The organism is Roseospirillum parvum, assembly GCF_900100455.1.
Classification (GTDB): Bacteria; Pseudomonadota; Alphaproteobacteria; order Rhodospirillales; family Rhodospirillaceae; genus Roseospirillum; species Roseospirillum parvum.
Genome location: NZ_FNCV01000016.1, coordinates 22618 through 30220, shown reverse-complemented (window position 1 = coordinate 30220; position 7603 = coordinate 22618). Strand labels below are relative to the sequence as shown.

Sequence of the window (7603 nt, the reverse complement as noted above, 5' to 3'; positions counted from 1 at the left end):
CTCCTGCCCATGATCCACCTCCCAAAAAGAAAAGTGAATCACGGACGCAGAGTCTTGGGAATCCCTCGATTCAGGTTTGGAGCTCCACGCTCTAAGTCACGGCGGGGGTCCGGGGGGGCCCCTGGTCCCCCCGGCGGGGGTTCCAAGGGGGCAGCGCCCCCTTGGCGTGCCGCGCGCGCCGACGTCACTCGTCGGGGCGGACCAGGGTCAGGTGGGCGATCAGGGCGGTGATGGCGCACAGGGCGATGCTGGTCAGCATGACCCGGGTGGTGCCGTCGTGCAGGGCGCCGACGCCGTAGCCGACCAGGGCGCCGCCGCCCATCTGCAGGAAGCCGAGCAGGGCCGAGGCGCTGCCGGCGTTGTGCGGAAAGGGGTTGATCGCCCCGGCGGTGCCGTTGGGCAGCACGAAGGCGCAGCAGAAGAAGAAGCCGGCCACCGGGGCGATCACGGCGGGCACGGTCTCGATGCCGGCCCAGGCCAGCCCGGCGCCGCCGCCGGCGATCAGGGCGCCGGCCAGGGCGCCCAGCAGTATGGCCCGCTCCAGGCCGAGCCGGTGGCCCACCCGGCCGGACATGTAGGCCCCGGCGGCATAGCTGCCGGCGACGCAGGCGAAGGCCAAGCCGAACTGGCCGGGGGCGACGCCGAGCACATCGATGACCACGAACGACGAGCCGGAAATGAAACTGAACAGACCCCCGAACATGGCCGTCAAGACCACGGTGTGGCCAACGAAGCGGCGGTCGGTCAGCAGCATGCGGTAGGTGCCGACCAGCCGACGCGCCTTCAGCGCCCGGGGGTCGCGGCTGTCGTTGGTTTCCCGCAGCAGGCCCAGGGTGCCGAGCAGGATCAGGGCGCCGAACAGGGCCAGGGCGGCGAAATTGGCCTGCCAGCCGAAGGTTTCGTGCAGCCAGCCGCCGATCAGCGGCGCCACCGCCGGGGCCAGGGCCATCGCCGAGGCCATGTAGGAGAGCATGCGGGCGGCCTCGACGCGGGTATAGACGTCGCGCACGATGGCCCGGCCGATGACCGGCCCGGCGGCGGCCCCCAGGGCCTGCACGAAGCGGGCCCCGATCAGCGCCTCGACGCTGGGGGCGAGCAGGCAGCCCAGGCTGGCCAGGACGTAGATCGCCACCCCGCCGATCAGCACCGGGCGCCGCCCGAAGCGGTCGGACATCGGCCCGAGGACCAGCATGCCGGCGGCGAAGCCGAAGGTGAACACCGACAGGGTGAGCTGGACCAGCGACACATCGACCCCGAACTCGCGGGTCATCGCCGGCAGGGAGGGCAGGTAGAGGTCGGTCGAGACGGCGCCGAAGGCGACCAGCCCGGTCAGCAGAATGGAGACGGGTAGCGAGCGCGGATCGGGCCCGGGGCGCGGGGTGGCCTCAAGGGGCGGACCGCCGGCCGAAGGGTCAGTCCATGCGATGGGTGCGCTCCATGCGCTCGTGGCGCTCCTGGGCCTCGATGGTCATGGTGGCGATGGGCCGCGCCTCCAGCCGTCGCAGGCTGATCGGGTCGGCGGTCACCTCGCAGTAGCCATAGCTGCCATCCTCGATGCGGGCCAGGGCGGCATCGATCTTGGAGATCAGCTTGCGGGCCCGGTCGCGGGTGCGCAGCTCCAGGGCGCGCTCGATCTCGGCCGAGGCGCGGTCGGCCAGGTCGGCCTCGTTCAGGCCGCCGGTCTCCTGCAGGCTCTCCAGGGTTATTTCGGATTCCCGCAACAGCTCACCACGCCAGGCGAGCAGCTTCCGGCGGAAGTACTCCCGCTGGAAGTCGTTCATGAAATCTTCGTCTTCGGAGGGTCGATAGTCGGGTGGCAGGGTAACGGTCATACCTGAAACGCTCTCCTCCCGGCACCTGACATCCCCACGCCGCGGGGACGGATCGGCCCCACAACCAAAAAACAGGGCGGATCAACACGGCCCATCTGAAGCGCGGCGCGATTCAGAAGGGCGCACGATCTGCTCCATCCGGCGCAGCCCTGGCCCTTGGACGGGCTTGGTTTGTCGGGCTCCGCGGCACCTCCCGGGTTGCCGCGTCCTGGCCAGTCGCGCGCCGCCACCGCCAGGCTGGAGGGGGCCGCCAACTGGGGGTGGGGTCGGGGCGGAATATAGGCGCCGGCCGGCAGCCGGGCAAGCGCTTTCCGGGGGCCGCATTCGGATTGGTGAATGTACTTCAGGCGTGTTTCCGGCGGTCCAGCTCGCGCGTCAGCTTAGCCAGTTCCACCTCGACCCGAAGCTCGATCTCGTCGAGCAGGGCGGCGATGCGCGGATCGCCGCCGGCGCCCCGGCGCTGGCGCACCAGACGCGCCAGATCGGCCAGCCGCTCCTTGGGGATGGCCCCGGTGAGCAGGCCGTGGCGCAGGGTTTCCAGGTGGTCGAGCAGGGCCTCGCCGCGATCGATCAGGCGCCGCGACGCCTCGCGCGAGGGGGGATCGCCGGCCTGACCGGCGGCCTGCACGGCGAGCAGGGCGTCGAGCCCGCTGACCGGGCCCGCCTCGGCCGCCTCCTCGATCGGTGCCTCGCCGCCGGCCGGCGTGTCGAGCAGGCTGGACAGGCGCTTTCCGAAAGCGCCGTCGTCGCCGCTCCGGCGGCTCTTTTCGGGGCGCCGGGGGCCTTGGCCGCTACCGATGCCGCCAACCTTCATGCCCGTGGTCCTTGGCCTGTTGTCCCGTGGGGTGGCTCTGGGCGGGGGGAGGCGCCGCCCTGGCGCGGCGCCCGGCCGACAAGCGCAAGCCGCCGCGCCGGCCAGTGTAGCCTTGCCGGGTGGGGAGCGTCCACTCGGCAAGAGTTGCCGCGCCCGACTCCGCCCGGCGGCCAGGGCGCCCGGCACAAAAGCCAGGGATTCAAGGGCTTTCCCGCCGGGGCGCCGGTTGGCACGGGGCTGGCATACAACAGGCTGCGTTGCCCTGTCTCCGCATCGTCCCCGCATCGACGAGGCTGTCATGTTCCGCTTGCCGTCCGCCCGCCGCGCCCTGATCGCCCTGTTCGCCGCCCTGCCGCTGCTGCTGGCCGGGCCGGCCCAGGGGGCTTCGCGCCTCAAGGACATCACCGATTTCGAGGGCATCCGCGACAACCTCCTGATCGGCTACGGCCTGGTGGTTGGCTTGCAGGGAACCGGCGACAGCATTGATTCCATTGCCTTCACCAAGGAAAGCCTGACCGGCATGCTGGAGCGCATGGGCATCTACACCAGAAACCTGGATGTGCAGAGCGAGAACGTGGCCGCGGTCATGGTCACCGCCACCCTGCCCGGCTTCGCCCGCCAGGGGACGCGCATCGACGTCACCGTCAGCGCCCTGGGCGATTCTGACAGCCTGCTCGGCGGCACCCTGCTGGTCACCCCGCTGATCGGCGCCGATGGCGAGGTCTATTCGGTGGCCCAGGGGCAGGTCCAGGTGGGTGGTTTCCTGGCCCAGGGCAATCAGGCGAGCGTCCAGAAGGGCGTGCCGACCAGCGGCCGCATCCCCAACGGGGCCATTGTGGAGCGCGAGATTCCCTTCGACCTGGGCGCGCTGGGCGAGATCAACATCGCCCTGCGCAATCCCGACCTGACCACGGCCCACCGCATCGCCACCGCCATCAACGCCTTCACCGGGGTGCAGACCTCGTGGCCGACCGACCCCGGCACGGTGCGCCTGCGGGTGCCCGAGAACTACCAGGGCAACATGGTCCGCCTGATGACCGACATCGAGCAGTTGCGCATCGAGCCCGACCAGTTGGCCCGGGTGGTCATCGACGAGAACACCGGCACCATCGTCATCGGCGAGAACGTGCGCATCTCCACGGTCGCCATCGCCCAGGGCAGCCTGACCATCAAGGTCACCGAGACGCCCCAGGTCAGCCAGCCGGCGCCGTTCAGCCAGACCGGCACCACCGAAACCGTGGAGCGCACCCAGATCGAGGTCGACGAGGGCGAGGACAACCAACTGGCGGTCGTCGAAAGCGGCGTCACCCTGCAGGACTTCGTCAATGGCCTCAACGCCCTGGGCATCGGCCCGCGGGACATGATCTCGATCCTGCAGGCGGTCAAGGCGGCCGGCGCCCTGCAGGCCGAAATCGAGGTGATGTGACCATGGCCGCCGTCGACCTGACCACCTACGGCACGGGCCTCGCCGAGCAGGCCCTGGCCGCCGCCCGCCAGGGCCAGGGCACCCGCCAAGCCGCCGCCCTGAACGGCAACCTGGAACGCGGCGGCCCCCTGTCCAGGACCGCCGACCGGGCCCATCTGGAAGAGGTGGCGCAGGACTTCGAGGCGGTCTTCCTGAGCCAGATGTTCGAACAGATGTGGTCCTCGGTCGATGTCGACCCGCTGTTCGGCGGCGGCCATGCCGAGAAGGTGTGGCGCTCGCTGCTCAACCAGGAATACGGCAAGGCCCTGGCCGCAGGTGGCGGCGTCGGGCTGGCCGATCAGATGGTCGCCCAGTTGGTGGCGGCCCAGGAAGCGGCCAGTGGTGGCCTTCCGGGGCAGCCCCCGATGACGCCCAGCACGACGTCCAGTACAGCGCCCAACACGATGTCCAACATCATGCCCGTGACGGAGACCCAGCCATGACCCCGCGCCAAGCTGCTTCGCCCGATCGCCGGGCGGCCCTGGAAGCCCGCCGCCAGCGCCGTGCCGGCGCCGCGTCGGCCCGCGCCGCCGCCAGCCCGGCCGAGGCGCCCGAACCGGCCGCCGCCGCGTCGCCTGCCTCGCCGTCTGCCAGTGGGCCGGCGGGCGGGGCGGCAAGTGGGGGGGCAAGTGGGGCGGCAGGCGGGACGGTCGGGGCCGAACCGGCCGAGCCGATCATCCGGCCCGATTCCACCCTGCCCCGGCTCGGGGCCCAGGCGCGCGGCAAGGCCGGCGACCTCTACGACGTGGCCAGCGAGCTGTGCGCCCTGCTGGCCGACGAGAACGCCGCCCTGGAGGCCAACCGCACCGAGCGGGTCGGCGTGCTGGCCGAGCGCAAGCGTCGGCTGGCCCGGCTCTACCAGGAGCAGATGCGCGCCCTGGCCGCCGACCCCGAGCGCCTGAAGGCGCTGCCCGAGGCCGACCGCGAGGCCTTCACCACCGTCGCCCGGCGGCTGGAAAAGCTGTCGGGCACCAACGGCCGCCTGCTGAAGGCCCGCATGACGGCGGCCAACCGGCTGCTGGAAGCGGTGGTCGACGCGGCGCGGCGCCACCACCAGGACAAGGTGCCCAGCTATTCACGCCAGGGGGCGCTGCCCGACGGCGCCGACAGCCGTCGCAAGGCGGTCGCCTGCTACAAGACGCTTTGAGACCCCCTTTGAAGACCAGGAGCCCGGGCCGCATCGCGCCCGTTGCCGGGAAGGACCCCGCGCCATGACCCTCACCGCCGGACTGAGTGCCGCCCTGTCGGGCCTGCTGACTGCCCAGCGGGGCCTCGACTCGGTGGCGCACAACATCGCCAACGTCAACACCGAGGGCTACACCCGCAAGGTCTTCAACCAGGAGAGCCGGGTCCTGGCCGGCATCGGCATCGGCGTGCAGGCCGGCCAGCTGACCCGCCAGGTGGACGAGAACCTGCTTGGGGACCTGCGCGAGGAGCTGGGCCTGTTCACCGAGCTGGACACCACCCGCGAGTACCTGGACTGGGTGCAGGACTTTTTCGGCGAGACCAACGACAACAGTTCGATCAGCCACGTCATTTCCGAGCTGGCCACCGAGTTCGAGCTGCTCGCCGTCGAGCCGGACAAAAGCACCCAGCAGTTCGCCACCGTCAACAGCGCCGAGAAGCTGGTCCTGCAGATCAACCGCATGGCCCAGAACATCCAGGACCTGCGCCTCAACACCGATCGCGAGTTGCAGCAGGCGGCCAGCGACATCAACGACATCCTCAACAACATCGACATCCTGAACGACAAGATCTCGGTCAACGGGGCGACCGGCAAGGACGTCACCGACCTGCTCGACAAGCGCGACCTGCAGTTGAACGAGCTGTCGAAGATGCTCGACATCCAGTACTTCACCCGCGAAACCGGCGCCGTGACCATCTACACCAAAAGCGGCGCCACCCTGCTCGACAACCAGGCGGTCAACGTCAGCCACGTCTCGCTGACCAGCGTTGCCGCCACCAACAGCCACGGCGGGGGCGACTTCACCGCCTTCTCGGTCGGCGGCGTCGACATCACCGAGGACGTGCGCACCGGCAAGGTGAAGGCGCTGGTCGACCTGCGCGACAACACCCTGCCCAACATGCAGGCCCAGCTCGACGAGTTGGCCGGGCGCTTGTCCGAAACCGTCAACGCGGTCCACAACCGGGGCACCGCCTATCCGCAACTGGCCACCGACCTGGAAGGCACGCGCCGCTTCACCGATGCCAACAGCGCCAACAACACCAGCCTGAACAACGATCCCACCCAGTACGACTACGACCAGACCCTGACCCTGACCGACGGCGACGTGGTCCTCGCCCTGGCCAGCCCCGATGGCACCCAGCAGGCGGCGGCCAACCTGTCGACCATCATGAACACCGCCTACACCGGCGCCACCGGCTACAACGCGGCCGACGAGGCGGCGGCTGGCGGCGCCGGCTCGGCGTGGTCGATCAATCAGGTGATGGCCCACATGGAGGGCTGGTTGCGGGCCAACGGGGCGACCAACGCCGAGGTGCGCATGAACGAAGAGCACCAGGTGACGATCACCCTGAACACCAACGCCTACGGCCTGTCGATGCGCGACGAGGCGGCCAGCGGCCTGGGCGAGGACGCCGCCGACGCCACCTTCCAGTTCGACGCCAATGCCGACGGCGACCATGACGAGGTCCACCAAGGCTTTTCCAGCTTCTTCGGCTTCAACGACTTTTTCGCCGCCGAGCGGACCAACGCCATCCACGATTCCGACATCAAGTCCTCCGGCTGGCGGGTCGGCACCGGGGCCAACCGGGTGCTGGAATTCAGCGACACCACCAACGGCTTCAACTTCGGCTCGGTCGTGGTGCAGAACAACCACACCCTTCAGGATGTCGCCGACAGCATCAACAACATGCCGTCGCTGCAGGGCGTGGTGTCGGCCGAGGTGGTGCCCGAGGGCAACGGCTATCGCCTGCGCGTCACCCACCAGAACAACGAGGAACTGGTCATCACCCAGACCGGCACCCAGACCGACGCCCTGGATGCCCTGGGCCTGTCCCCCTCGCGCTCGGGACTTGCCAACACCCTCAAGGTCGAGGATCGCCTGACCGGTGATCCCTCGCAGGTCTCCCGGGGGGCCCTGCAGTATGACACCGACACCAACAGCTACTATCTGAGCAGCGGTGACAACTCGGTGGCCAACCAGTTGGCCGAGGTGTTCACCACGCCGCAAAGCTTCAGCAACGCCGGCGGTCTGACCCAGGCCACCCTGAGCCTGTCCGACTACGGGGCAAGCATCATCTCTGGCGCGGCCAATCTGGCCGAGGCCAACGAGATCGAGTTCGAATACCAGAAGGGGCTGACGGGCGCCCTGGAGACCAAGCGGGCCCAGGAATCCGACGTCAACCTGGACGAGGAGTTGTCGCAGCTGATGATGTTCCAGCAGAGCTACTCGGCGGCGGCGCGCATCATATCGGTCACCGACAGCATGCTCGAAACGCTGGTCAACATCATCCGCTGAGGCGGATAAC

7 protein-coding genes are annotated in these 7603 nt (G+C 69.5%); 4 read left to right on the top strand and 3 right to left on the bottom strand.

The window, feature by feature from the left end; genetic code table 11:
• Positions 1-184: 184 nt before the first annotated feature.
• The 3 genes from BLR95_RS14585 to BLR95_RS14575 all read right to left on the bottom strand — a co-directional run bounded on the left by BLR95_RS14585 (position 185) and on the right by BLR95_RS14575 (position 2646).
• Positions 185-1333: a multidrug effflux MFS transporter gene (locus tag BLR95_RS14585; RefSeq protein ID WP_342720111.1), complete on the bottom strand. Its 1149-nt coding sequence runs from the start codon at positions 1331-1333 to the stop codon at positions 185-187.
• Between the two features lie 79 nt (positions 1334-1412).
• The gene (gene dksA / locus BLR95_RS14580) at positions 1413-1832 is read right to left on the bottom strand and encodes an RNA polymerase-binding protein DksA (RefSeq protein WP_092621829.1); all 420 of its coding nucleotides are present in this window, start codon (positions 1830-1832) and stop codon (positions 1413-1415) included.
• 343 nt (positions 1833-2175) lie between these two features.
• Positions 2176-2646 carry a flagellar assembly protein FliX gene (locus tag BLR95_RS14575; protein ID WP_092621826.1) on the bottom strand — a complete coding sequence of 157 codons (471 nt, stop codon included), beginning with the start codon at positions 2644-2646 and terminating at the stop codon, positions 2176-2178.
• Between the two features lie 298 nt (positions 2647-2944).
• Here BLR95_RS14575 and BLR95_RS14570 point away from each other — a divergent pair, with 298 nt between their 5' ends.
• From BLR95_RS14570 to flgK, 4 genes are all read left to right on the top strand, one after another.
• The gene (locus tag BLR95_RS14570; RefSeq protein ID WP_092621823.1) at positions 2945-4072 is read left to right on the top strand and encodes a flagellar basal body P-ring protein FlgI; all 1128 of its coding nucleotides are present in this window, start codon (positions 2945-2947) and stop codon (positions 4070-4072) included.
• A 2-nt stretch (positions 4073-4074) separates the two neighbouring features.
• On the top strand, positions 4075-4554 hold the full coding sequence (locus BLR95_RS14565) for a rod-binding protein (RefSeq protein ID WP_092621820.1): 480 nt from the start codon (positions 4075-4077) through the stop codon (positions 4552-4554).
• Entirely contained in the window at positions 4551-5258 is a 708-nt protein-coding gene (locus tag BLR95_RS14560) for a hypothetical protein (protein ID WP_092621817.1), read from the top strand. The genes BLR95_RS14565 and BLR95_RS14560 overlap by 4 nt, the downstream gene beginning before the upstream one ends.
• Positions 5259-5322: 64 nt before the next feature.
• Positions 5323-7593 carry a flagellar hook-associated protein FlgK gene (flgK, locus tag BLR95_RS14555; RefSeq protein WP_092621814.1) on the top strand — a complete coding sequence of 757 codons (2271 nt, stop codon included), beginning with the start codon at positions 5323-5325 and terminating at the stop codon, positions 7591-7593.
• The last annotated feature ends 10 nt before the right edge of the window (positions 7594-7603 follow it).

Coding starts and splice junctions, on each gene's coding strand:
- BLR95_RS14560 (WP_092621817.1), top strand. CDS start 4,551: ATGACCCCGCGCCAAGCTGCTTCGCCCGATCGCCGGGCGGCCCTGGAA.
- dksA (WP_092621829.1), bottom strand. CDS start 1,832: ATGACCGTTACCCTGCCACCCGACTATCGACCCTCCGAAGACGAAGAT.
- BLR95_RS14565 (WP_092621820.1), top strand. CDS start 4,075: ATGGCCGCCGTCGACCTGACCACCTACGGCACGGGCCTCGCCGAGCAG.
- flgK (WP_092621814.1), top strand. CDS start 5,323: ATGACCCTCACCGCCGGACTGAGTGCCGCCCTGTCGGGCCTGCTGACT.
- BLR95_RS14570 (WP_092621823.1), top strand. CDS start 2,945: ATGTTCCGCTTGCCGTCCGCCCGCCGCGCCCTGATCGCCCTGTTCGCC.
- BLR95_RS14575 (WP_092621826.1), bottom strand. CDS start 2,646: ATGAAGGTTGGCGGCATCGGTAGCGGCCAAGGCCCCCGGCGCCCCGAA.